Source organism: Mycobacterium sp. NGS22 (assembly GCF_059813095.1).
Genome location: NZ_JCALDY010000019.1, coordinates 1 through 25182, shown reverse-complemented (window position 1 = coordinate 25182; position 25182 = coordinate 1). Strand labels below are relative to the sequence as shown.

Sequence of the window (25182 nt, the reverse complement as noted above, 5' to 3'; positions counted from 1 at the left end):
TGCGACCTAGGGATTAGAAGGCCGTCTGACCTGGCGTTTTGCGTATACACGGCTTTTGATGGCTTCTTCGAATTTATAGCGTGACCTGCGTAGATGCGTTGATGGGTTTGATGCCTTTATCGCGCTTGATCCGACTCCTGCGGGCTGTGTGCGGGCTGGGGTCGCTGGTGCTTGTCGTGTGCAAAGGCCGCCAGACCAGGAACATTCGCGGTTTCTGCATAGGCGCGTCCGTTAGGCACCCGGCGCAGCGCTACACGCCGACTATGACGCCGCCCGTCGATCGAGGTCTACCGGTGTGGCCCAGTCGCAGTCTGCTTCGGCGGACGAGGCACGTGAACCGCAATTCCGCTGACTGCGATTCCGGCAACATCGATTCCATACGCTTGCGGTCCCCGTGGTAGAGGTGCAGCTTCAAGCTGCGCACGGTCGGAAGAAGCAGGCGACCCGCAAGAAGTTATGCAGCCCTAGGCAAGAGCATCGAGGTCCGCGGCCAGGGCTTTCGTGGGCGCATCTCTGATCAACTCGGCGGTCAACGATCGACGCGCTGGCTGTCGTCCGTGTGCACCGATAGCCCGAGGGCTCCGTGAGGCGTCAAGCAAGCCGCGTGATCGTCGATCCAAAGACAACCACCACCGATCAGCGGCAGTCACGCGACGTTTGCTCCACGGCTACCTGTAGCGATCCTATGGTCGAGATCGCCTGTTTTAGAGCCAAATTGCGCTGTACTACCGGAAGTTGTACCGTAGCTGAGTACAACTGAATACCTAATCGCAGGGGCCGTGTCGGTAATCGAACGCAATCGTTCCGGTTATTTCTTTTGATGCCTATGCCTGAATCTCCTTTCAATTCAGAAAGTCAGGCCCCCGCATGTCTAGTGAAAGCCGCCATCAGAGCGCTGCCGAGTGCAGCCTGCAGGCCACAGCCGCCGCCCACGCTTCGTGGGCCAACACCACGGATCCACTGGCGCGCACTGCCGCAGCCCGTGAAGCCGCCTCGCGCAGGTTCGAAAACCAAGTAGACCCTGACGGTCTGTTGTTGCCCGAAGAGCGAGCCAAGCGAGCCGATCATGCGAAGCGCGCCCACATGGCCAAAATGGCCGCCGCCAGCGCCAAAGCCCGCAGGCTCCGCAAGCAGGCCAGCACTATCGAGGCCGAAATGGCTGCCGAGGACCCCGAGCTGATTATTGGTGCCGAACAATTGGCACGCGAGGCCGGGGATCCGGCATGAATACATCCAAGAATGACCCCGACCTCGCCCTGTCTCTTGAAATTATGAGTGATTGGTTCGACGACTTCGAGGAAGGCGTCTGGGCGCTCTCGCAGTTGCCCGACCTGCTTGCCGAGGGCAAAGCCGTGCAAACGCTCGTGCCCGTGCTGGATAAGGCGCTGCACACGTTGCTGAGCCATACCGTGGCGATCGAGCCGCTCGCAAAATATGTCGAGCAACTTGAAGCGACGACGCAGCGCGCAACGAAACACGACCCTTTAGATGGCGGCGAGACTGTCGTCAGCCCGAAGTCTCGTTCGAGCGTCCCAGAATTGCGTGGGAGTCCAGCAGGTGACACGCCGGACCGAGGGTTACTCGTGGCTGACTCACGCGGCACCACTCTGCGTGACGCCGTGAGCGGAGACCTGACGGGCCTAGAAAGCCGCGCGCGACGGCTGGCTGACCGCCTCGCCGCTAATGCGCAACTGCTCTCCGCCGCCTATGCCGATTCCACGCTCACCCGCACGAATCACGTTGCGCGGCTGAAGCGGTTGCGCAGCCAGCTCGACGCCGCTGTCGAGGCCCTGGACGCCAGTGCGGCACATCGGAAGGTGCCGTGATGCTGGCCCTGTATCTGGCCGTCGTCGTCGGTGTCGTCGTCTCTGTGTCGCTGAGGCGGTCGGCCTCATGACCGCCCACGGTTGCTCTAAGTGCCCCAATCGGTGGGACGGCCTGAACACCTGTCATTGCTCCCGATGCCACCGAACCTTCTCGGGCGTCGAGTCTTTCGACATTCATCGGCGTGGTGGTGTCTGTCAGCCACCTCTCGAAGTCGGCCTGGAATTGGCCACCGAGCGCGCTTATGACTGCTACCGCCGCGCGAGGCCACTACGAGAACCACGAAAACCACCCGGCGACAGGGATTCTGAGCCACTTTCAGCACCGTCCGAAGGTGATGGACACCGGGGAGTCCTCGTGATCGCCTCAGCGCCGCACACCGACCAGGCCGCACGGGATCTCATCGAGGACGCCTTGGCCGACACCACAGACCACACCATCGGTTCTGGCGACGGAGCCGTCCATTGCGAAGAGAGACAAGCCACATGACCGCCGAAATAGAAGGAAGCCCCGGCACAGGAGGGGCCGGGGCGACCAACAGTGATCCAGCGAAAGGAATCAACGGCCAGCATACCCCTACCCCCAGCCCGTACCTATCGGTCGACGAGATGCAAGTACTTTTCGCCGAGGGCACTGCCCGGATGAAAGCGCGGGTGGCCGCCGGTGACCCGAGCGTCCGGAGGCGAGCCGAGGCCGCCCAGGCTGCCGCCGAACATCCGGATGGCGCTGAGGACAACCAGACGCCCGAACCGGGTGCTGAGCCGCCGGAAGATGTTGCTGGGCCTGGCAATGACGCTGGCGACGATGAATCAGCTGACCAGCGTTCAGAGGCCAGCACGAGCGACGAGGACGGCCCTGCTGCCTCGACGGTGGCCGACGGCGAGGAGCCCGCGACAGGCGATGTAGATGATCTGCTGTGGCCCTCACCGGCAGCTCCTCGTGTGTGCGCCAAGCGCATCGAGGCCGACTATCGCGCTGCGGGTCGGCCACTGGCCTATTACGGCGATAATTGGTTTCGGTTTAACGGATCTGCCTATCTAGGGCTGACCGCTACCGAGCTGCGCGCCGAACTCTACGGATTGTTGGAAAACGTCCATTACGCCAATGCCAGGGGCGAGCTACTGCCGTGGAACCCGGACAAGTCCAAGCTCGACAGGATTCTGGACGCGCTTAAGACCCCGCCGGTGCTGCTCGGTTCCTGGGTGCGTCCGGGAACCTGGCTGGACCGCAGGACCGAGTTGCTGGTCATCCCGTGTGTCAACGGGTTGCTCAGGGTTGCGGATCGAGTCCTGTTGCCGCCCAATCCGCTGTTCTTCACGACGTACTCTTTGCCGTTGGCCTATAAGGCCGGGGCCACACCGGCGCGCCGGTGGATGCGCTTTGTCGAAGAGGTCATGCCCAATGACCCGACGGCGCAAGCAGTGTTACAGGAGTGGATCGGCTACGTCCTTAGCGGGCGCACCGATCTGCATAAGGCGCTGATGCTGCTGGGACCGCCGCGCTCGGGCAAGGGCACCATCGACCGCGTCATCCGCTGGCTGGTCGGCGGAGACCAGGGCCACACCGGCATGTCCGGGGCAGACCTCACCAGCGATTTTGGCATGGAGCAACTAGTCACCAAGTCGGTAGCGACATTCTCCGATGAGCGGATGACGATGAACGGCAAGCGTTTTGTCGAGATAGTGCTGCGGATCACGGGCGAAGATCCGGTGTCGGCGAACCAGAAGCACAAAACCGCATGGACCGGGCAGCTCGGCGTCCGGTTGCAGTTCATGAGCAACGAAACGCCGCAGTTGCCCGACGCATCCGGGGCGATCGCGGCCCGGATGCTGACGTTGTGGCTGCCGAACAGCTTTCTCGGCAAGGAAGATCCGACCCTGCTCAACACCTTGCGAGAGGAACTGCCGGGCATCCTCGACTGGGCGCTTCAAGGACTGGACCGGCTAACCAAGGCCGGTTGCTTCACTGAGTTGACCGGCGAGAACAGCACGTTGATGGCCGAGCATCTGCGCGAGGGCACCTCGCCGCTACGCGAGTTCATCGCCGAGTGCTGCGACGAGGGGAACGATTTCGTGGTCGGCAAGGGCGAGTTCTTTACCGCTTGGCGAGGATGGTGTCGGAACAACGGCCACGAGCCAGGATCGAAGGGCAACCTGGGTCGTAAGCTGGTCGCGATCTACGGCCCCGGCGTCCTCGGCAAGCAGTCCACTGGCGACCGCAAGCCCATCTACCGAGGGCTGAGGGTGGTGCAGCGATGATGACTCGAACGTCCGTCAGCGCCGCGACGTCCGACTTCCGTCCGACTTCCGTCCGACTTTGGTCCGGGAAAAAACACAGTCTGAACTGCGACGTCCGGGATGTCCGACTTCTTTTCCTCTTTTACACAGGAGGGGAAGAGAGTAATACATCCCCTACACGCACACGTATAGGGAAGAAAATTCCAGCTTTGATCCCGGACAAGTCGGACGGATCACCTATTCGTACTGTTCAGAGCATTGCCGGGGAGATATACGGAAGTCGGACGGAACCCAGACGGAAGTCGGACAACCTCGCTCGCAGGATGCTCACCTCACTCGCAGCCTCGACCCCGTTGTCGCAATTACTGATTCAGCCTGTAGCAGTCCTATAGCTAAAAACTATTAAGCACGCCATCGGTCCAATCGCCGTCAGCGCCAACCACCTTGCCCTGTTAGGACCGCAGATCGCTCGGCAGGCACTACCCACCCTCCGCGGCGCTGAAAGTCGCTCACAGCGCTACGGGCCACCTAGCAATGGCCAATCGAGTGGAGGCCTCGATCCTGCTAATCGTGCAACGGCTTGGGCTTTCGGTCACACGTCCTCGGACAGGAAATCACCTCCCGTCTAACCCATTCGGGGCAAGCCCGACATTCCAACGACCTCCAAGAGGAAGGTACGGCCAGGAGGAAGGCCCCTGCCGCCGAACGATATCGGCAACGAGATCTTGCAAAGCCGACGGCCATAGCAGACAAGGCGGTGAAGGTTGTGCGTCCGATCGCCGACCGCGTATTCTTATCCCCGACAATTTGATTGGACCGCTACCACCCAGCGGAATTACTCGCGGGAAGCGGCCCCTGCGCCAGTGGAGCGAAATCACGGGCAGGGATGAGCGGTCACGGCACTCGCTGGCCATCGGGCTTGAGTTGAGCGCATCGAGAGCTGTACGGGATGTACTCCGGCAGCAACAAAGTCGGTGGACGGGCGGTCATCGGAGAGAGTCGAGACCGGAAAGGTTCGCCATCCAAGGAGTCGCGCGGCGCGCACGCGACTTACTTCGGGCCACCATCGGCAGGAGCAGAACTGTGCAAAAACCCGATCGAGGGCATCCAGTGACTGGGCACAACGCGCAGGCGATGTTCGACCGCATGACGGACGACGTTCAGCGCAGGGAGCCAAGGTGTCGGATCTGTCGTGACGAATCTGTGCGTGTCGCCGTCAATGGGCTGTTGAACTGGCGCGGTGTCCCAGTCGTTCGGCAAGGCGGTAAGTCGCATACCATCACTCTCGCCGAGATTCTCGCTCAGCTTGAGCCCATCAACGAGTGCCGCGCCAAGGGCGACCAGATCACCTACACCGCCTTGTGGAATCACTATCAGCGGCATTACAGCCTTGCCGGGGTCGCCGCCTATTGGAGCGCTCGGACGATCCAGGACTTCACGGAAGCGCTCAGCCGTGACGAGGCTGTAGGACGCCTATAGCAGAGTCGCAATCATCGGCACCAAGTACGACGGGGTTTCGTCCATGAGAGTTGTTAGTTGACTATAGCTGCGCTGCAGGACATTCGGGCCGAAAGCGCAGGTAGAGACATCGGTCTAGCCTGAATGTTGTTGCGGCAGAACCACATATTGTCGCCGGTCGCGCTGCGACAATTTCAGAACTTGTGGCCATGACCGTATCTGTCAGTTCCGGTTGAGCCCAAACTCACGAGTCATCAACGCGCGCTTGTAGTGAGTCTCGGCGGCGTCAACCTCTGAGGAGGACGTGCTGGGTCCGAACACCCGCAAGATGCTAAACACGAAGTGCCGGGCATGCTCGGTCTTGACCCGGGAGCGGGCTTCCTCGCTTTTGCCAACACTGGCAAAGGCTAGCTCTCGCAGGGCGACGTTGCCGCCATGACCGTCACGCACGTAGGACGTCCACCGCTGCAGGATTCGCTCCGCCCCGTCGGCCTTTCCGACGTACTGCCTTCCGTTCGAGGAGTCGGTAATTAGGTAGATCCCCTGAACTTCTGAGAGTGCCACCTGCCAGTCGGCATATCGGTGACCGGCGACCATCTCGCACAGCTCGTGGTACGTCAGAAGCACACGGTCGAACCCTGGAAACGGAACCTTGTCCCGGTCTGCGATCTCTAAGACAGGGAGGTTCGCCACGCTGGTCGCGCGCCGCTGCCAGGTTCGCGGATTGTCCCATTCCACGACGAGTCTGCCCGTTAGCGGTGCAAGGAAGTTGCAGGGACGCAGATCCCAGTACCGACGGGTCGCTGTTCTCTCCCGCAGTACCTCGCCGCAGTTCTCGAAGGTCCCATACAGACGAGAGCGCCGCTTGCCATCAGCGATGAGTATTACCCAGTACCTGCCAGGGTCGGAGGGGAAACGCTTAGTCGAGATGCTTTGGCAGCGGGTGTAGTCGAGGACTCGTTGTTCAGCCAGATCCTCTGGGCCTTGCAGCGGATCCTCAGCACCGAACACGTGTGAGGCATCGTAGACACCTGGCTTGAAGCTGTGCCGGATGAGATGAATGTCCTCTAGGCCAATGGGTGGGACGTGCTCCGCCCCGATCCCGGCCAGCACGTGGCCGAGCGTGAGGAACTCTCGGGGCCCAGATTCGGCGCTCTCAGGCCCAGCGTCCTTAGCAGGGAGGTTTTGTGTGTGCTGTTCGGCCACCTGCCCCACCCTATGAGCGTCGTGCCCGAGGTTCCAGGATCGGAGTCGGAGCGTGGCGCGCTGCAGTTCCCACAGCTGCACTCTGGTTCTCGACGACGAGCCCGTAATGGGCGCGGTTCCCGAATGCCACCCGAGATTTCGTTGTCCGCCAGGAACGTAGACGTGTCGGTGGCCTACCGGAGAATGGACGCTAGAAACACGACTTGAAGGAGATACACCCCCGTGCCCGACGACGGCTCCCGATACCGCATGTGCGGTGAGGTTTACAGCTACGAGCTGAAGGCCGCGAGCGAGGCCGAGCTGGCCGAACTCAACGACTTGCAGGGCAGCAACTTCAGCTTCGAAGATTACGTGACTGAGTCGGTGCACACGGGGACCATCGAGATCGTCGATGATGGCGATCAGGACGACGACTGGCCGCGCGGAGCGAACTACCTATACCCGGATCGAGTACTACCTACGACGAGTTGCGCGCTGAGGTGGGCCCATCCACGTTACCGCAGGCGAGTCGCTGTCGCGGTCGGTTCGTTCCTAAGCGGGCCCTAAGCGCAATCCGGTTCGTCTGACCACAACCTCCGTGAGTCGTTATCGGTGGCAGAAATTGGGCACTGAACCGGTAAGCTAGCGGCCGCCGAGCGGCACTGAACGTTTGAGCACTCAACCGCGCCGCCCACGTGTCGGCGGTTTGTGTCTGCATCTAATTGACAATTGTTCGTGGTCTGGCAGGTTAGGGGGAGATGTGGCTGCGCCCGGCGAGTATGAGTTGACGCCTCAAGAGTGGAAGAAACTCCGGATAGATGCGCTTCGGCAAGAAGCTGCGTCGGTAATGTCCGCCCTTGATAGTCGATTGTCAAGCATCACAACATGTGTCTCCATTGGAGCCGCAATAGCAGCAGCAGGAATCATTGCAGGCGTAGCTTGCAGGCCGGTGTTCTGCTTTGTCCCGTTCATCATCGCCTTGCCGATTACCTATGCAATGCAAATATCCGCAGACTGTACCGGATTGGCGACTTACCGCAGCTGGATTGAAGGCGAGCTAGACCATCTGACAGGAGATCCGCTGATTTTCTTCGAAAATAAGGTAAACTCAGCACGAGCCGAGGCAAATAGGGGCTACCACGCTTTGATTGCGGGCTACCTCTTGTTGTTCATCGCGCTTTCTGGCGTCGCTTTGTACACCGGTTGGGCACTGCACTCAAAACATTTAGGTTGGTTGTGTTTTCTTGGTTCAATCGTCTCAATTCTTTTAAGCTTGACTCTTTTTGCGTTTGAAGTGTGCGACAACGTTACTATTGGGGACAAGACTTTAGACTTCCTGCTTAACGAGAGCGAGCCCAGGATTTTACGATGCCAACCCCGACGCGAGCGAAAATAGTTAAACGACAACATCTGTCAACCTCGATGGTAATGCCACGCTGATAGCTGCAGTCGGCGCTCACCGAAGTGGGGTGGAGACCAGGTTAACTGATGGCCCCCCGATAGCCCCCCGCGAAACCGTGTGCAGGTCGTCTATCCGGACGATCGACTTCATCCCGACTATTTTGTGCCGCAACTTGGTCGTGTAGCTTTACAGCTCTGGCACACTCCGCAGGGCTTGGCCGCCTTCTGCGCCGACAAGCACCGAGGGCTAGGACGAATGATTCTTCCGAGGATTTCCAGATCGTTACGTGTGCTCGGTGATACCTGCTTCTAACTGCTCCGCGAGGCAGGATTCCAAAGGGCTTTTTTCTGTGTGCGGCGGGAGTTAATTAGGCGAAGAACATATTCTCTTAATTCCTTGTAATCCGATCCGCCGAAAATTTCGCTTAGTTTATCCGGATATCGAGAATCGGTCCGACCACCACTTGCCCTGCGACGGTTGAGGTCGTCGCTCTTGTTTGTGTATACACTCAGCGTGTCACGCATCCATTTACTTGTAGGCATCTCTTTTGAGCCGTCCCACACTCGCCAGCCTGCGAGCAGCGTCGCGGCTACGACGTAGGTTGCTAGATCGTCCTCGGGCGTCCTCTGCGCGGCTTCCGCCCACAGCATCGCTGCGTCCCGGTCATGCAAGATCCTAATTGCGTTCGTACTTATTACCTGGGCGTCTCGATTGTTTGACGAACGAGCGGTGCTGCCCCGTCCAGTCAACACATGTTCTGAGGATTGAGTTCTAGTAACACGGCTGTTGCGAACTGTTGCGACCGACGCGGCAACAAACGCCGTCGCGGCAGCAGCAGCCATGCCTGCCAGCGGAAGCCAGTCCCCATTCATTTATGTCGAAGCCTCCCTACGGCGAACTACCTCGCCGATCCCGCGAGGCACCCTCCTCTTGGGTTCTTAACCAGATGCTACTCGTTCCGAAGACCAAGGCTGCTGCAAGCGACCCTAGTGAGAAGTTAGCGATGTGCCGCTGGTGGCTCTCCTGCTTCCGACGTAGCTCGTCCGACTGCGTTGGTAGCTGGTTTGGAGGCTCTTGAGCCGCCTTAAGTGCGCTTGCGTCCGCTTGCGCCTTCTCACCCTCACGACCTTTGGCGACGATGTCTCCGTACTTCCACCCCCCGAGAACCAGGAACACGCAAGCCGCGCCTACTGTCAACAACGCGAGAAGAGGGTTGGGTAGCCGCCGTTCCTTATCGTCAAGGACGAGGCACAACATCACCACAAGATCGCCGACCGAGGCACTAGCAAGAATCACCGACACAATTATGAGTTCTCCGCCGGACAAGACTTTGTGGTCGAATATGTCCCACATGGAGGCCAGCTTGCCTGTTTCCACGAGGCTAGAGGAGATGAAAACGAGTGGCAGTAGCGCCACTACAGCACCAAATAGCAACCAACCCAGGAGACCGTATGTGAGCGTCTGGACGTCGGCTGACCCGACTTTCCGCTTCTTGCCCCCATGTTGAGCCACGTAAGTATGTCTCCCCGGCGTACTCAGGCGATTGGTTGTCGGCTACAGGTAAGCGATCAGCGAAGAACCCTGGGCATGTTGTATCACGGAATGTCTTCCGTCATGCCAGAGACGGGTCGTGCACGTCGAGGCGTGACACTTCTCAATGCTCTGCCTCGGAAACGATCGCGCCTAGCGCATGCTTCTCACTCAAGGAGATGTCTTGTTGCTTCCACCGGCGAGGCGTTGACGGTTGGAGGCGAAGGACACTCGAAGTCAGGCCTGGCAACTCGGTGGTTGTGGGCGAGAAGCAGGCAAGCGGACCAAAGACGTTCGGGCGATTAGGGCTGGATCAGCCGCGAGATCAGGACCTCCAAAGTCGTGTCGATGGCTTCGGCGACATGACGGAGTTCGATCACATCCAACCGGCGCTCGCCTGACTCGTACTTGCTGACGAAGGACTGAGGTACGTCTAGTCGCTCGGCGACCTGGACCTGGGTCAGAAGGGCTTCTCGGCGCAGTTGGCGCAGCAGCGCACAAAGCTGCTGGTACTCCTCCGAGTAGATGGATTTCTCCACCTGGCCAGCGCACCTGGCAGTAAGCTATATCCCAATTTAGGATATTTGAGGTCATCGCCGGGTACCCGTAGCTTTGGCAACTGAACGGATCAACGAATGGTCAGCGCGCCGAGCATTGTACCGGCACACGTCCGTCCGTATCCGAAGTGAGGTGTTTAGTTCCTAATGAGGGCCACGAGGACTGCGGTCAGTATCGTCGCCGCCGCTGTTCTCATCGGCCTCGGTGCTGGTTGCAGTGGCAGCGACCATAGTCCCGCCTGGAAGTCGGGATATGACCATGCGACCGACGCCAGGTCGTCAATCAGGGACGGCTCTCCGCCACACAATGCCTGCGGGTTTGCAGGAGTAGTTCGCGGCTATAGCGGAACCGATTTGGAGGACTTTAGGTCCGGATGCCTTGCAAGAGTAAAGGAGCTCGGGTATTGAGTGAGGTTGCCTCGGGCGGGCATTCAACCTCCGACACCTCTCCGCCATTGGGTCGGGACCGGGCGGCGGCGACCGTGGTCTGGAGGTTCTTCGCGGTTGTTGTCGGCGTGTTGGCGGCAGCGCTGATCGCGGCGACCCCAGCGCGCGCAGACGATGCGAGCTTTCTCAACGACATAAACATGATGGGCTACAACGACATGGGAAACAGCAGCGCGCTGAGGTGGGGCCACGGGGTCTGCGTCGACCTGCAGTCGGGTGTGAGTGTCCAGGCGGTCTATCAAAACGTCGCCAAGGTGACTCGCGCCAACCGGACATACGGTTTCATGGGCAGCGCGGTGAGGAACCTATGTCCCGACCAGATGCCGACGTTGCAGGCCGGGGTGGGTTGACGGTGATCATCAAAGCTGGGGCCATCCTGACCGCTCTCGCCGTTGTTCTGGGGACGGCCACTCTGACGGCACCCGCCGCTGCGCACGCCGACCCGCAATTGGACGCCTCGATCTGCCAGTACTTCGACAACCACGGCGGAGTCAATGGCGACAACCTGCGCGACGTTGGCCAGCGGCTACACGACAGCGGAATGACCGTGGATCAGTACAACTCGGCCCTGGTCAGTGCGGTCAAGAACTCCTGCCCGCAGTATCGAAGCGCGTTCCTTGAGTGGGCTCAACGCCCCTGGTAGAGGCTGCCCGGGCGGCGTGACCCCAACAACTCGATGGTGTGCAAGAGTCCCTACGACCCAAGAAGGCAGGCGGTAATGAGAAGACTCTTACCGGCCACAGTGGCAGCAGCAGCCCTCGCTGGCTTCATCACATCGGTGTCACCGGCGAGCACATCGGTGTCACCGGTGAGGGCAGACGCGGGCTGCCCCGTGGGTTACTACTACGAACTGACGGACGGCCTGTGCCACCTGGACCCTCGCGGCCCCAGCAATACCGGTGGCTGCGACCCCTCTGACCCAAGTGGGCAGGGGTACCTACGGTGCTACGGACCGGATTCCGGTTGGCAGTAACCACCCCCTAGTAGCGGCTGCGAAACCAGGGAGTCACTGTCAGCGGTCGTTTGTTCCGGTGTTCGATTGGTGGCCCCACGAGAGCCCGAGTCGTCTGGCGCAACCCGCACGGCTCAATAATGTCGTTGACTGGTTAGGGAAAATAGGCGTGTGGTTATCGTCGTGATCGACACCAACATCTTGGTCGAGTCGCCCTTTCAAAAGAGGCGGGCGTGGCGGTCACTGGTCGAGCACGCAGAAGCTTGGGATCTCCGCATCGTAGTGCCTGCCGTCGTCTTCATGGAGACTGTGAACGTTGTCAGGCGGCAGTGGGCTGAGGAGCGAGAGGGGGTAACGACGCTGAGGTTAGGCGAATTCGGCGTTGACGACCACATCACGGCAATCATCGCTGAAATCGACGCCCGCAGTGAAGATTACGAGACGTGGCTGCGGGACTACTTAGGCGAGCACCACATCGCGATCGAGCCAGTACCGCCCGTCGACCACATGGAGATCGTGAGCCGAGCCTCCCTTGGTCGTAACCCCTTCACCAGGGATAAGAACGGCAAGACGAAGGACGGCTACAGGGATACGTTGATCTGGCTGACTGCCCTCGCCCTTGCTCGTAACAATGTCGAGGACGAGGTGTGGCTGGTTAGCCACAACACCCGGGACTTCGGGCCGAGCCCGGAGAAGCGAGCTGCGACAAGCAATAACGACGGCCAAGATAAACCGCGCCAGCCTTTTCATGAGGAGTTCGGGGAAGAACTTGCCGAGCAGGGGCTCGGCGAACGGGTCCACTACGCGATATCGGTTGAGCGGTTGGAATTGCACCTAGCTGCGATGTTCGCCCCCATCGTTGGGGATGACCTGCGGGTACGGATCGATGCGATCAAGATGGATGTCCTGTCCTCAATGCTGGTGAACGCACTGATCGGCTTCGAGGTCGATCCAGAACTGGCCGCGTTGCCTGTCGAAATGCTGAGGGCTGTCGTGGCGGGAGCGCGCGAGCCGGAAGACGGCTGGGAGTTCAGCGAGGCGGCTGGCAGAGGAAGTGCAGGATGGACTGCGCGGTTCGTCGTAGACACCGAAGTGGACCTCTTGCTCGTCGGAGCGCCACTGATTGGCCCCGAGCACACGAAGACTCTTCGCGTGGTAGGCCAAGTGACCGTGGCGTCAGACGGCCAGATACTCGACATCGCTGCGGACTCCGTCGAGGCGTTGCCAGGAGACCCCATGCGGGTGCGGTGGAGAAGGCGGTCTGCACGTCCCTCGATTGATGTTGGACAGGTACCGGGCATCGCCGACGTCATGAGGGCCCAGCAGGAGGAGATAGCCAAGAGTTTTCGGGAGGCTGGGGCTCTGTCGGGCATCGCCGACGTCATGAGGGCCCAGCAGGAGAAGATGATTCGGGATATGAGGGAAGGCGTCACCCGCTCCGGTGCGAGCACAGGCGGTCCGCAATCAACCGACTGCGCCGACGGCCACACTGACTCCGACGACGGAGTGGATTCCGACGACACCACTGACGAGCCCGGAGCCGCCGATCAATAGGCAGGCGATCATCACCGACGGGCGTTACCTTCCCCTCGGCGGCTCCACGAGCGGTGGCTTACAGCGACCGCTTCTTCGCGTGCCAGGTGTGGCAAGCTCGTCGCTTCAAGGGTCGCTCGACACCGAGTGGGTTGTCATCCAGGCCGAACTGTTTATCTGGGCTCTAGCCAAATTGGACAGCCTGCTCGACAGTACCAATCGTCGAAATAGGGTCCGTAGCGGATTGATAGACGTTGTCGAAAATGAGTCTAAGAATCGAAATTGACAGAATGGGGCATAAATTGGCAGAGGTCAGATCGTCGGCTACGTGCGGGTGAGCATCGGACATTTCGAGCGTAGGGCCGCCGAGGCGCTGCTGAGCCGCCAGGTTGCAGTAGTTCGCCGCTACTTCCCACGCCTCTCGTCGATCATTGCGTCGATGTACGAATCGACCTGTGGTGCCTCATAGTCGTCTATCTCGTCTTGGGTGGCATCATCCGGTTCTAGCTCTACCTCTAACGGGATGGCAGCCTCCACCAGGTGGTTGCGGCGGTCCAGCTTGAGTCGACACACCCCACATTCGAACCGGTCGGCGGACCCCTGCCGCTCGACGTACGCGGCGCCCGGCGATCGACTTCTGCTCGACCGCAGGCATGGTCTCGGCGAGGCGCTGCTTGAACGCGTCCCGCGAAGCTGACAGCTGCGAGAGATCGCCAGTGTCGTCCCAGCCAATGCGGACGGCGCCGTCAGCGACGGGGTTGATGTCGGCCTGGTCGTTGTGGATACCCCACATCGTGTGGTCGGTCGGCCGGTGCTCATCGGTCACATCCTTCGGGTTCAAACATCTTCCCAATGCTCTCAGCAAAGGGCGACAAGGTCGCCTTGAATCAGATCCCGTGCTTACGGGCACTCAAGTTGAGGTCTCAAATTCGATAGGTTGTTGCGACTGAGACACCACCGCCGTCGGCCTCTGTCGTCCAGCCTCAACGGGCCCATCAGGTGTCTTGAAAACCCGTCTCATAACCGGTATTCTCAATACCGGTAGCTTGACGGGATAATGAGACAGGAGCAGGTATTTGGCGGTTATCGGGTACGCGCGGGTCAGCACGACGGATCAGAATCCGCAGCTTCAACTAGATGCCCTGCGCGACGCCGGTGCCGTCCGGGTGTTTGCCGACCATGGAGTGAGTGGCTCGAAGGCCAGTCGCCCGCAGCTCGACGCCTGCTTAGACCATCTCCGCGAAGGCGATGTCTTGACGGTGTGGAAGCTCGACCGGCTCGGTCGCAACACACAACATGTGCTCGCCGTGGTCGATGAACTCACATCGCTAGGCATTGGTTTTCGCAGCATCACCGAGGGCCTGCATACCGAGGGCGCGATGGGGAAGGCGATGTTGACCATCATGGCCGCGTTCGCACAGTTGGAGCGTGACACCATCATCGAACGCACCCGCGCCGGGCTGGCTGCTGCCGCCGCGAACGGACGTAAGGGTGGACGCCCACGCAAGGTAGACGATGCCGACGCCGCCAAAGCACGAAGCCTCCGGGATAAGGGCGTCACGGCAACCGACATCGCGAAGATGCTGAGCGTCTCCCGCGCCACGGTGTACCGCTACCTCAGCGAGAAAACGCCATCCTGACACCGGCAAACCCGCAGCCTCTACTCACGACGAGCGGGCCGCCCTTGTCCAGCGCATGAAGGACAACGGGGAGAACCGCCGCCACCATCTGCGAGACGCTCGGGATGGGCAGGGCGAACCTTTATCGGTAATTGGCCGAAATCGACGCGGACTAACACGCAGCACCGCTGAGGCCGTTGGGCACACGAGCAATGACACCACCGCCAACTAATTTGTGGTGCCGCCCGATGTTGTTCCGCCATGGCCAGCGAGTTCGATAGCCTCATCGAGGTCAATTGCATCGCATCCGCGCCGAAGCCTGTAGGCACGAACGGGAGCTGAACTTGAAAACGACGAACGAGCTGGCCTCGCGAATCATCGAAGTAGTAAAAGCGCCCGCAGATCAACTAATCGTTTTGTTCTTCGAGCCCGGCGGACCGTTCGCAGGCAGCACTTTCGACGACCTGCCGGACAACCCGAGGGACGAGGTCTCTGCGAGTGACCTTCTTGCCGCGAGCCTGCTCGATGTCCGGTTCGAGCCGCGAGCCGTAAGGGCTCTACTCGAAACACGTCCAAGTTCCTTCTCCGAACACCTTGCAGAGATCCCGGACGACGTTGATCTCTGGAGCGCCACCGAGGAAGACTTGCGTCCGGCGTATGCGCTGTGGACGGAGGTCAGAAGGCTCCCGGGGGTGGGTGCTACCAAGACCAGCAAGTTGCTCGCTCGAAAGAGACCACGCCTTATCCCAATCGTGGACAGCGTGATCCGAGAAGCGCTTCCCCTGGGCAATGACTCTTGGGCATCGCTGCAGGCCGCCCTCCAAGACGAGCACGTACGGACGAGCGTCGAGGCGATCCGTCCGCCATGGATTGCTTCGACGATCTCGACCCTGCGACTGCTCGATGCTGCGACATGGATGCGCTACAGCAATTCCCAAAACGTCCGGAAGGCAAGGGAACTGGCTGGCATCGGCTGACCATATTTCTTCGTCCATGTAACCCAACTCGATGCAGGCGGCCAGTCGTCCGTCGTCTAGCAACCCTCCGATCTGATGGTCGCTGATCAGACCGTGACCTCGGTGTCCACCACCGACGAGATCGACTCTTACACTCTCCGGACACATGATGATCGCCGTCCCGGGTCACTGGCCGATACGAACGGGAGCTGATCTGAGCAGGGAGCGCACCGCACTCAAGAGTGCGGCATCTCGGGCCAACGGCACCGAGGTCGGATACGTCCCTGCAACGTCGACGACGTCGACCACTTCGCGACCGCAAGACGAATCAAGGCCGACTGCCACACCGGCAAGGACATCGCGAAATCCTTGGGCATCTGCCGGACGATGGTGTAGCGGTATCTGGCCGACGATGATGCTGCATAGCCGTTAGTAGTGGGTGATTGCGGCGACCTACGCATGTCAGTGCCTCCCCGTATGGTGCAACGGTGCTTACGCTTCGACACGGCTGCTGATGGTTGAGCCAGGTAGAGCGAATCGATGACCGACCCGAACCTCTGGGTAGCGGCGCGACGCCTCACTTCTGCGTTTTATTCCGGCTCTGCCGACAACTTCTTGGCCATCGTTGACGAGATCGACGCTACGAACGGCTGGATGCTGGTCGCGCTCGCACTCAATGCCGATGTCGCGTCCCTCGCAGACCAGATCCACGGAGCGGATGCACAGCAGTGGCTCGATATCAGGGTTGCGCGCCTTCTTGACCGACACCAGGACCAGTGAAGTCGATCGCTCGCCCTTCCCGATGGATCGGCTTCCGCACCGTCACAGAGGGTCTCCGCACCGAGGGGCGACGGTTAAGGCAATGCTCCCCACCATGGCCCCCTTTCGCGCAGCTTGAGCGCGACACCATGATCGAACGCACCCGCCCTGGTCCTGCTGCGGCAGCGGCCAACGGGCGCAAGGGCGGTCGTCCCCGCAAGGTCGATGACGCCGAAGCCGCGAAGGCCCGCCAGCTCAAGAAGAAGGGCATCAACGCGACCGACATCGCCAAGATGCTCGGCGTATCCCGTGCCACGGTCTACCGGTACCTCGGTGAGGCACCCGTGTCGTTGACGCCATTGACGTGAAGCTCAGGAAGTGTTTGGACCTTGGCAAGAACATTGGCGGCGTTGACGAACGAAGCACTGAACATGACCCATCCTGAGATAATTCCTCAGTATGAACAAGCACGTGAGAGTGCCATTGCGAACGGGACGAGTCGTCGGCTACCAGCGCATCGGCACCGTAGACCACACCACCGACCATCAGCTGGATGGGATCGAGCTAGACCAGATGGTCATTGACCACGCCAGCGTCGACGATACGAACAGACCGCAGCTGCAGGCATTGCTCAGGCATGTTCGTGAAGGCGACCAGGTGGTGGTGCACAGCATGGACCGTCTGGCACGCTCGTTGGACGACCTCCGCCGCATCATAAGACAGCTGGCAGCTAAGGGTGTACAGGTCCGGTTCATCAAGGAGGGCCTGACATTTGGTGATACGAGTGAACCGTGCGCGGCGTTGATGTTGTCGGCGATGGGCGCGGCGGGTGACTTCGAGCGTGCCCTACTGCGAGAGCGCCAGCACCAGGACATGGCTATCGCCAAAGGTCTTTATCGGGACGAAAGGCCCTCGCCGACACTTGCCCAGACCGTAGCGATAGCGCGTCGGACTCGACGAAGGTGAGTCAGCCTCGGCGCTTGGCGCGCGAGTACAACGTCAGCAGGGCGACTATCTACGAAATGCATTGGTCCGCAGCCGATGTGATCGCTGTGGACCGCCCGTACCGCCAGCACGGCTACCCTCTCGACGCTTCGCACCGCCTCGTGGATCTGCTGGCGCGCCGCCTGAAGCGCACGCCGGAGGCGGTCGCCGCTCGGATGAGAAGCCTTCACGGCGCACACAGCGAGCCGGGTAGTTACCCCGGTACTCGGTGGCACTTCACTAGGCTCGATCGCAGGGTAGCCGACCGCAAGGAGGGCGACTGGTGATGGCCGAATACCAAGGTGCGACAGCTTCAATCAAGCTAGGCACACAAGCAATAGGTGCAGCCGGTGAACTTCTCGTGCAGTATCGGTTGCTTAGGCTGGGCATCGACAGCGCCCGGCTGACGACCGACTCGGGCATCGACCTCGTGATGTATGTGCCTGGCCACCAGGCAGCGGCCACGATTCAAGTGAAGGCAAATCTTGCCCCGAAACCCGCTGGCGGCAAGGGCAAAGACCTGCTGAGTTGGCCGTTCCCGGACGACTCGAAGGCGCAGTGGCTTGCCTGCGTCGATATGTCCACTGACAGCGCATGGCTGTTCCCTATGGATGGCGCGCGTGAGCTGGCCCAGCAGAAGCACGCTGGCGGTACGCGGTTGCTGTACTTCTACACCGATGAGTCGGTCGGACCCAAGTCGCGAAGGGTGAGCGATATGACCGGGCATCGTCTCGAAGCGGTCATCGCCAACCTCCTGGGCGGGCAACCGAGGCAGCTGCCGTGACCGATACCCGCCAGCACGCTAAAGCTCGTCTCGACCGCAAGATCAAGGCGTGCCGCAAATGCGTTCGCCCCGATCGCCTGAATGAGCCCGGCGTCACCGAATCAGCCCCCGGCTTCGGGTCGATCGACTCACCCGTCGCGATCGTCGGTGAGGCTCTGTGTCGGGCATGCATGGAGAAGCAGGAACCCTTCTTCGGCGGCAGCGGGCGCGTCCTCGACCGCTGCTTCCAGCGGGCTAACCGCGACAAGACAGAGTTGTTCATCACCAACTCAATCCACTGTCACCCACCGGACGATCGAGACCCATACCCCCATGAGACCGCAAACTGCGCGGGCTTCCTGCGCGCCGAGCTGCTTGAGATCGTCCAGCCGCGTCTGGTAATCGGCGTCGGCAAGTTCGCGAAGGCTGCGGTGCTGTCCCTCTATCCCGAGGGGCGTGAGCTGAATTGGCCATTTCGAGTCCCCCGGCCCCGCCAATCCGACTCGCCGGATACGACATATCTCCTGTTCCCGCCCCATCCATACCACGTCATGACCCGGGCCGCGCCCGTTCGTGAGCAGTGCGAAAGGAGAATGGGCCGAGCGATCGAGTGGGCTTTCGAGACCGGCGCGCGTCAGCGCGAGCAAAGGCAGCTGTAGTGACAACACATCCGATTGACCTGACCGGCTTCACCGGCTGGGTGCAGTTCGCGCAACTTCCTCACGCTGACGTGCCGCTCGGTTCTGGCGTGTACGTAGTGTGAGGCCGAGCGATGAGCCGCCGAGCTTCCTCGATGTCTCTCCCGCTGGGCACTTCAAAGGCAGAGACCCAACCGTCCCTGTGGCCGACCTGGGAGCGCTGTGGGTGCCCGGTGCCCGAATCGTCTACATCGGTAAGGCCAACCTGGGCAGCACCGGAAGGCGCGGGCTGCGTAAGCGGCTCGATGAATTTCGCCGATTCGGCTCGGGCAGTCCGATCGGCCACTCCGGCGGACGGCGCATCTGGCAGTTGGCCGACCGCGACCAACTCTTGGTCGGGTGGCGGGCCATCGACGACATCGACGCAGTGAGGATTGAGGCAGAGATGATCGCGAAGTTTCGTGCCCACTACGGGTTCTCCCGTTCGCCAACATGCGTCACTGACCTACACGGATCGATCGGCGGTGTCCGTCTAGAGCGCTTATCGGCTCGGGCGAATGGTGTATCTCAATCACGATCATGAGCCGCAGAGCCGGTTAGTTGCGGATAACTGAAGGGTACGCTCGGCGGCTATACCAGGTTGACCTTGTCAAAATATTCCGAGTGCGAGTTCACGAGCCGAGATACGTTGCGGTCTCTGATTTTTGGGAACTTACTACCGAACCCGCGCAGGCCAGCCGGTGCGCTGCCCGCCTGCACAGCGGTGTAGAGGTACTTAAGTACTTTGTCGTTGGCGGAGTAGTAGTTGTACGCGGCATCTGTCGCAGCATCATTTAGGTTGCGCCAGTCACCCTTAGCTCCCACGGCTGCGCCGAGGAGATGGACCGTGTCGATCTTGGGAGCCTCGGGGTCGGTTGCCAGCGTCTGCGCTGCGGTGACCATCACCCGCGCCCCCAAACTGTGGCCGACGAGGATATAGCTTTCAGCATCAGTCCGTGCCATTAGACCCGCCAGCGCCACACCGGTGCGGTCCGCCCTCACTTTGGCGGTGTGCCAGGCGTTTTTGAGTAAGTCGGTTGCTACAAGCATCGGTCCAAGGGGTCCTAGCTTCTTTGCTGCGGTCCGGCCCGCCTTGGCGGCAGCCGTCTTGACCGCGACACTCATGCCTGCTTTCCCGACGCCACCGCCCACCAATCTTGCCAGTGCTGCAAGCTCTTTGGATCCCCAGTGCACCCGATATACCGGTGAGTCGGGGTATCGACGTCGGATGATCGGCTCCCAGTCTCCCCAAGAGTTTTTGCCTTGGGTGAGGAATCCGCTCGACACGATGACTGGTGTCGCGGCGCCATCCGCGAGTTTGTTAATCCGAAACGATTTGTCTGCGCCGATGTACGCGGTGGTGACCAAAGCGCCTAAGCCGCCGCCTAATACGCTTCCCATTGCTGCCACGACAGCAGTGCCGCCCGCCATGCCTAAACCGCCCGCAGCTAGCGAGCCACCGCCGAGCAGTGCCAGCCCGAAGTTGGTTGCTACAGCTCCTGTGTAGCCGCCGACCAGTGTGCCGACCGCGCCGCCGATGGCGGGAGCGGCCAGCAGGCCGCCGGTGCCAACAACCGCGCCCGCAGCTATTACGACGGTGGCGACCCTTGAGGCCACAGCCAGGTTCCTCCTGTCATAAGTCAGGAAGTCGCGGTAGTTCTCTAGCGGGCCGATTCTGGCCTTCGCTTTCTCAAAACCAGGAATGTCATGCCCGTGCTCGGCGCAGTACCGGGGAATGCGGACCGATCCGAAGCCACGGATCGCCATGTGCGGACATCGAGGCGCGGCACATCCGAGCGTCGGTGACCCGCATGCCGTGCACAGGTACGCCGGGATCTTGCCGAGTCCCTGCATCAGCTTGCGATGTTCACTGCGCGTGAGGCATGCCGAGCACCATCCCGCGCGAGTGACTGTGCCCGCCATGTCGATCAGCTTGGCGATGTCGATGGCCACTTTCTTGTGGGCTTTGGCCTGCCTCGCATGGCTGGCACGCTTTTCTTGATTGCGCAGGATTCGATACTGCTTCTCGTGCTTGCCATAGGCCCAAAGGTTGTGCACCAGAGCACGATTGCTGACCATCTTCTCATCCCCGTCGACGATTGGCTCGATGTCGGGAAGCGCGCCGGAGAGACTGAGCGATCGGCCCTGAGGAGACCTGATGGAGCACCCGATTCCGTTGCCCTTCATCGCTGTAAAGATGATCTTTGTCTCCATTAGATTCTCCGTATCAGCGTGCTCGTTGGCGCGCGGCAGGCTCCAAGAGCGGGGTACCTCAGGCGACACCATTTGTCGGTGCAGCATTGGCCCGCACGGTGTTCAAGATTTTGATGATGTTGTCGACGTCGGCTTCAGGGAACATCGACTCGGGTCCGGTGGCCGCGTAGTCGCTGAAGGGGGATTCATAGAGCCGGGCCGCTTCCATGACGCCGTTGGCGGTCAGCTCATCGACGATGAGGTTGATGAAGTGCAGTTGGTTGGCGTTGAGTTTAGTGCCGTCGAGGTAGCGAGCGAAGGCTTCCAAAGCGGCTTGTTGGTCGAGGCCGACGAGGGACCGGATGAATAAGCCGAGGCCATGGGACTGTTCTTTGGCGCGGGTGATGGTCTCGATGTCTCCGGCCCCGCTATCGATCAGCATTTGCTCCAGCGTCTGCAGATCGCCGGGGGTAAGGGCTTTGTTGCGCCGCAATCGTTGTAGAGCGACGTGGTCCTGGTGCTGCTTGAGATAGGCAGAAGCCTTGGCGCGGAATCGTTCCCAATCTGTGCCGGGAGTGATCCCGGGCAGCTCAACGAACGTCGACTCGGTCAACTCGTCCTGGAAGGACGTGTAGACGACGTCCTTCCTGGCTTTGTCGAGGAACTGCAGCAGGCCGCGTAGGCGTCGGCGAGCCACCTCCAGCATGGGCAGGGTGACGTCGACCCACCACTGGTCACTGGCGACCTCGTCGAGCAGTTCCTGCTGGGCGGCGACGGACGGGATCGTCGTTTTACCGAGCAGACCGGCGGCGATGTCCTGTACCTGTTCGCGCAGTCGCTCGGCGACACCGGCATCGCCCTGCAATTGCGCAAGTTGGCGACGCAAAACCAGCAGGTCGAACCGTTTGGCGTCCTCCTCGTCGTCCTTGTTCGTCGAAGGCAGCCCGGCGAGGTTATGTGCGATCTGGTCGGCAGCTTCGGAGGTCATCGGGGTCCAGGCCGACCACTGGGCGTACTGCTCGACGAGCTGGCGGTGGGGACGCACCAGAAAGTTGTCCAAATTCATACCGGCCACGGTGGTGTGGAGCTGACGGGCGATGTCGAAGCGTAAGCCGCGCTCGGTCTCGGTGCCTGACCCTTCGGGTGGCTCGGTGGGCTCGGGCTTGTCGCGAGCATCCAGTTCGGTGATCAGGTCCAGCCGGGTCTCGAACAGTCGCTGGTTGAGGGATTTCTGCAGCGAGCCCTCGGATCCCGGTAGGTCCTGACTGAAGAACTCCAGGTTGCCGCAGAAGTCGAACACGTAGAAGTTCTGCTTGTCTCTGCCAGGGCCGAAGAGGTCAGGGCGCAGTCGCGTGCCGCGCCCGATCATCTGCCAGAACTTCGTCTTGGACCGCACCGGCTTGAAGAACACCAGGTTAACCACCTCGGGCACGTCAATGCCCGTGTCGAGCATGTCCACCGAGATCGCGATGTGCGGTGCCTTCTCCGGTATGGAGAAGTCGTCGATGAGGCTCTGCACGTAGCTCATGCCATGGGTGACCACCCGGGCGAAACGCCCGGCGAACTCGGGGTGCTGAATGTCGAAGCGCTGCGCGATGAACTCCGCGTGGCGCTGGTTCTTGGCGAAGATGATGGTCTTTCCTAGCCGGTCGCCCTCGCTGACTTTCTGACCCTTGTCCATGAGGGTGGCCAGCACCTGGTCGACGGTGTCCTCGTTGAACAAGAAGCGGTTGATTTCGTCTGCCGAGACCTCGTCGGGTGGGCCGTCCTCACCCCACTCCAGTGCGTCCCACTCGTCTTTCTCCTCTTCGGACAGGTCGGCGTACTTGATGCCTTGGCGCAGGAACTTCGTGCCGACTGACACCCCGACCGCAGGCACCAGGAAGCCCTCGTTGACTGCGTCGTCGAGGCTGTAGGCGTCGGTAGGCACTCCATCTTCGAGATGGAAGAGCCGGTAGGTGTTGTGGTCCACCTCGTCCTTGGGCGTAGCGGTCAACCCGACCAATAGCGAGTCGAACCAGGAGAAGATGGCCCGGTATTTCTGGTAAACGGAGCGGTGCGCCTCGTCAATCACCACAAGGTCGAAATGCCCGGGACCAAACACCCTCGTGCCAGCATCGGTGTTGTTGATCAGGTTCATCATGGTCGGGTAGGTGCAAACGTAAACCCTTCCGTCACTGATCTTTTCGGTTACCAGGTTGACCGTGGTGGCGTTCGGCAGATGGGCTTTGAAGGCGTTGGCGGCCTGGACCACCAGTGCGGTGCGGTCCGCCAGAAACAGCACATTCTTGACCCAACCGGCCTCCATCAGCTGCTTGACCAACGCGATGACGGTCCGGGTCTTGCCCGCACCGGTAGCCATCACCAACAGCGCCTGGCGCTGCTTGACCATAAAGGCGTCGTCGATGGCCCGGATCGCGTGGTGCTGGTAGTGCCGCTCCACGATCGCCGAGTCAATCGTTGCCTCCGTCAACGACTTTCGCGCGTGGCGGCGGTGCAGCAGCAACTCCAGCTCGTTGCGGGTGTAAAAGCCCTGCACCTCACGCGGCGGGTAGCCGCCTGCGTCGTCCCACAGCCAGTGCTGGTAGCCGTTGGTGTAGAAGATGACTGGACGCCGCCCGTACATTGCCTCTAGCCGGTCGGCGTAGAGCTTGGCCTGCTGCTGACCCGACTGGGCACTCTTGGTGGTCCGCTTGGCCTCGACCACCGATAGCGGCAGACCATCGGCACCCCACAACACGTAGTCGACGTAGCCCTTTCCGTCGGCAGTGGGCATGCCGGTGACTTCGAACTCGCGGTCCTGCTTGTCCGCCAGCGGCCAGCCCGCTTCGGCCAGCAGCACATCAATGAACCGGTCACGGGTCTCAGCCTCGGAATAGTCCCGGTCATCGACCGCCTGGTTAGCGGCCTGCGCCGCCTTAATCTGCTCACGCAGCGCGGCGATCTCGGCGTCCTTGGCCGCTGTCAGCTCGTCCTTCTCAGCCAGCGCCTTGGCGTGCGCCTCGTCCTGCTCGGCGAATCTCTTGGCGAGCTTGGCAACTTCCTCCCGGGTCAGCGGCGCGGCTTTCTTGGCCAGCGCCGGATCAAATGCCGCCTTGAGCGGCACCGCCTGCGGGTTGGCCGAGTGGTGAAACGCCGCCCACACCATCACGTGGTGCAGCTCGCGCAGCGCATCGAGAGCAGCGCGCGGTGGGATTGGCTTCTGGTCGTGTACCGCGTGGTTGCCGAGCTTGCGGATCAGGTTGAGCTTCGTCGTGATCCCGGTTCCGACCTTTGCCTTGAACCGGGCATCGTTGATCCGTGCCGACATGTCATCCTGATACGGCACCGGCAACGCCAAGACACCGTACAGGTACTTCACGAGGTGCTCGACCGCTCGGCGACTGTACATGCAGGCCGACCTGGGGTCGCTGAGCGCGTAGCTCTCCGCCCGCCTGCAGTCGGCATGCATCTCCGGCCAGTCAACGGGCTCTAGGAAGCTGAAGTTCGACGACGCCGCAGAACTTTTCATAGCTGACCCGAGAAGGCGCGGTATTGAAGTGCGCGCAAAAGGTCGTCGACGGCTGTAAGCGCCGAGTGCTTTTTGGCCCGCAGTGCGTCGATCTTTTGTGCCATCTCAACAAACTTTCGCTGCCGATCTAGTGACGGCACGTGGATCAGTATTGCCATGAAACTCGCCTTGCTCACCAATCCCTTCATTCCGCCTGTCGACTGCTTCCTCACCAAGTCGGGTGCCACTCTCAACTGCTCCAGGAGGAATCTGCCCGTGATCTCTGAAGATGGGATTGCGGCATTGAGTTGCTGGTTGAAGGCAACTTCACGGTCAATCAAGGATGCCTTGCCGATGCTGGTCGGACTGCCCGCAATGCATGTCACCAGGACGGAACCACTGGGTGCGATCCTTGCCTTCTGCCTGCCCAGGGTGGAAAGACGCTCCTTGGAAGTCGTTGCGATGGTGCCACCGAGGTTGTCCGACTTGATCCACTCGATGTCGTCGCCGAAGTTCAGCGAGTTCGATCGACTCGGCGAATTGCCCGTTACTACCGTGCAGACACTACCGAGGGGCCGATGGTCGGAACTCATGCTGCGAGGGTCCGCAAACATCT

22 protein-coding genes are annotated in these 25182 nt (G+C 60.9%); 17 read left to right on the top strand and 5 right to left on the bottom strand.

Annotated features, from left to right (window positions below):
* The first annotated feature begins 867 nt into the window (after positions 1-867).
* The 5 genes from AC5Y47_RS18070 to AC5Y47_RS18050 all read left to right on the top strand — a co-directional run bounded on the left by AC5Y47_RS18070 (position 868) and on the right by AC5Y47_RS18050 (position 5540).
* Positions 868-1227, top strand: a complete 360-nt coding sequence (locus AC5Y47_RS18070; protein WP_499945603.1) for a hypothetical protein — start codon at positions 868-870, stop codon at positions 1225-1227.
* Positions 1224-1826, top strand: a complete 603-nt coding sequence (locus tag AC5Y47_RS18065; RefSeq protein ID WP_499945602.1) for a hypothetical protein — start codon at positions 1224-1226, stop codon at positions 1824-1826. The genes AC5Y47_RS18070 and AC5Y47_RS18065 overlap by 4 nt, the downstream gene beginning before the upstream one ends.
* 67 nt (positions 1827-1893) lie before the next feature.
* Positions 1894-2313 carry an FDXHR family putative zinc-binding protein gene (locus tag AC5Y47_RS18060; RefSeq protein ID WP_499945601.1) on the top strand — a complete coding sequence of 140 codons (420 nt, stop codon included), beginning with the start codon at positions 1894-1896 and terminating at the stop codon, positions 2311-2313.
* A complete protein-coding gene (locus AC5Y47_RS18055) occupies positions 2310-4082 on the top strand; it encodes a DNA primase family protein (protein WP_499945600.1) in 1773 nt (590 codons plus the stop codon). The genes AC5Y47_RS18060 and AC5Y47_RS18055 overlap by 4 nt, the downstream gene beginning before the upstream one ends.
* A gap of 1089 nt (positions 4083-5171) precedes the next feature.
* Complete coding sequence (locus tag AC5Y47_RS18050) at positions 5172-5540, top strand: hypothetical protein (RefSeq protein WP_499945599.1); 369 nt, start codon at positions 5172-5174, stop codon at positions 5538-5540.
* Positions 5541-5741: 201 nt separating this feature from the next.
* Here AC5Y47_RS18050 and AC5Y47_RS18045 read toward each other — a convergent pair whose 3' ends face one another.
* Positions 5742-6725 (bottom strand): GIY-YIG nuclease family protein, encoded by a 984-nt coding sequence (locus AC5Y47_RS18045; protein ID WP_499945596.1) that lies wholly within the window; start codon positions 6723-6725, stop codon positions 5742-5744.
* 222 nt (positions 6726-6947) lie between these two features.
* On the opposite strand from AC5Y47_RS18045, the gene AC5Y47_RS18040 reads away from it, so the two are divergent.
* Both AC5Y47_RS18040 and AC5Y47_RS18035 read left to right on the top strand, forming a co-directional pair.
* Complete coding sequence (locus tag AC5Y47_RS18040) at positions 6948-7271, top strand: hypothetical protein (protein ID WP_499945595.1); 324 nt, start codon at positions 6948-6950, stop codon at positions 7269-7271.
* Between the two features lie 193 nt (positions 7272-7464).
* The gene (locus tag AC5Y47_RS18035; RefSeq protein WP_499945593.1) at positions 7465-8100 is read left to right on the top strand and encodes a hypothetical protein; all 636 of its coding nucleotides are present in this window, start codon (positions 7465-7467) and stop codon (positions 8098-8100) included.
* Between the two features lie 1838 nt (positions 8101-9938).
* Here the strand turns inward: AC5Y47_RS18035 and AC5Y47_RS18030 are convergent.
* Positions 9939-10175 (bottom strand): helix-turn-helix domain-containing protein, encoded by a 237-nt coding sequence (locus AC5Y47_RS18030; protein ID WP_499945592.1) that lies wholly within the window; start codon positions 10173-10175, stop codon positions 9939-9941.
* 422 nt (positions 10176-10597) lie between these two features.
* Between AC5Y47_RS18030 and AC5Y47_RS18025 the strand changes: the two genes are divergently transcribed.
* From AC5Y47_RS18025 to AC5Y47_RS17980, 10 genes are all read left to right on the top strand, one after another.
* Positions 10598-10990: a DUF732 domain-containing protein gene (locus AC5Y47_RS18025; protein WP_499945590.1), complete on the top strand. Its 393-nt coding sequence runs from the start codon at positions 10598-10600 to the stop codon at positions 10988-10990.
* Between the two features lie 2 nt (positions 10991-10992).
* Positions 10993-11283 carry a hypothetical protein gene (locus AC5Y47_RS18020; RefSeq protein ID WP_499945589.1) on the top strand — a complete coding sequence of 97 codons (291 nt, stop codon included), beginning with the start codon at positions 10993-10995 and terminating at the stop codon, positions 11281-11283.
* A 480-nt stretch (positions 11284-11763) separates the two neighbouring features.
* Positions 11764-13146: a PIN domain-containing protein gene (locus AC5Y47_RS18015; protein WP_499945587.1), complete on the top strand. Its 1383-nt coding sequence runs from the start codon at positions 11764-11766 to the stop codon at positions 13144-13146.
* A 1055-nt stretch (positions 13147-14201) separates the two neighbouring features.
* Positions 14202-14765 carry a recombinase family protein gene (locus AC5Y47_RS18010; protein ID WP_499945585.1) on the top strand — a complete coding sequence of 188 codons (564 nt, stop codon included), beginning with the start codon at positions 14202-14204 and terminating at the stop codon, positions 14763-14765.
* A gap of 323 nt (positions 14766-15088) precedes the next feature.
* Positions 15089-15721, top strand: a complete 633-nt coding sequence (locus AC5Y47_RS18005; RefSeq protein ID WP_499945583.1) for a DUF6308 family protein — start codon at positions 15089-15091, stop codon at positions 15719-15721.
* A gap of 519 nt (positions 15722-16240) precedes the next feature.
* Positions 16241-16480 carry a hypothetical protein gene (locus AC5Y47_RS18000; RefSeq protein ID WP_499945582.1) on the top strand — a complete coding sequence of 80 codons (240 nt, stop codon included), beginning with the start codon at positions 16241-16243 and terminating at the stop codon, positions 16478-16480.
* A gap of 128 nt (positions 16481-16608) precedes the next feature.
* Complete coding sequence (locus AC5Y47_RS17995; protein WP_499945581.1) at positions 16609-16827, top strand: helix-turn-helix domain-containing protein; 219 nt, start codon at positions 16609-16611, stop codon at positions 16825-16827.
* Between the two features lie 91 nt (positions 16828-16918).
* Positions 16919-17425 (top strand): recombinase family protein, encoded by a 507-nt coding sequence (locus tag AC5Y47_RS17990; RefSeq protein ID WP_499945579.1) that lies wholly within the window; start codon positions 16919-16921, stop codon positions 17423-17425.
* Positions 17426-17726: 301 nt separating this feature from the next.
* Positions 17727-18227 (top strand): hypothetical protein, encoded by a 501-nt coding sequence (locus AC5Y47_RS17985; RefSeq protein WP_499945578.1) that lies wholly within the window; start codon positions 17727-17729, stop codon positions 18225-18227.
* Entirely contained in the window at positions 18224-18865 is a 642-nt protein-coding gene (locus tag AC5Y47_RS17980; RefSeq protein ID WP_499945577.1) for a uracil-DNA glycosylase family protein, read from the top strand. The genes AC5Y47_RS17985 and AC5Y47_RS17980 overlap by 4 nt, the downstream gene beginning before the upstream one ends.
* A 609-nt stretch (positions 18866-19474) precedes the next feature.
* Here the strand turns inward: AC5Y47_RS17980 and AC5Y47_RS17975 are convergent.
* The 3 genes from AC5Y47_RS17975 to AC5Y47_RS17965 form a co-directional block, all read right to left on the bottom strand.
* A complete protein-coding gene (locus AC5Y47_RS17975; RefSeq protein ID WP_499945575.1) occupies positions 19475-21097 on the bottom strand; it encodes a DUF726 domain-containing protein in 1623 nt (540 codons plus the stop codon).
* Between the two features lie 58 nt (positions 21098-21155).
* Positions 21156-24527, bottom strand: coding sequence for a DEAD/DEAH box helicase family protein (locus AC5Y47_RS17970; RefSeq protein ID WP_499945669.1), 3372 nt, complete (start codon positions 24525-24527; stop codon positions 21156-21158).
* Between the two features lie 56 nt (positions 24528-24583).
* Positions 24584-25182 (bottom strand): restriction endonuclease subunit S (locus AC5Y47_RS17965; RefSeq protein ID WP_499945574.1); only part of this gene is annotated, 599 nt, incomplete at its 5' end.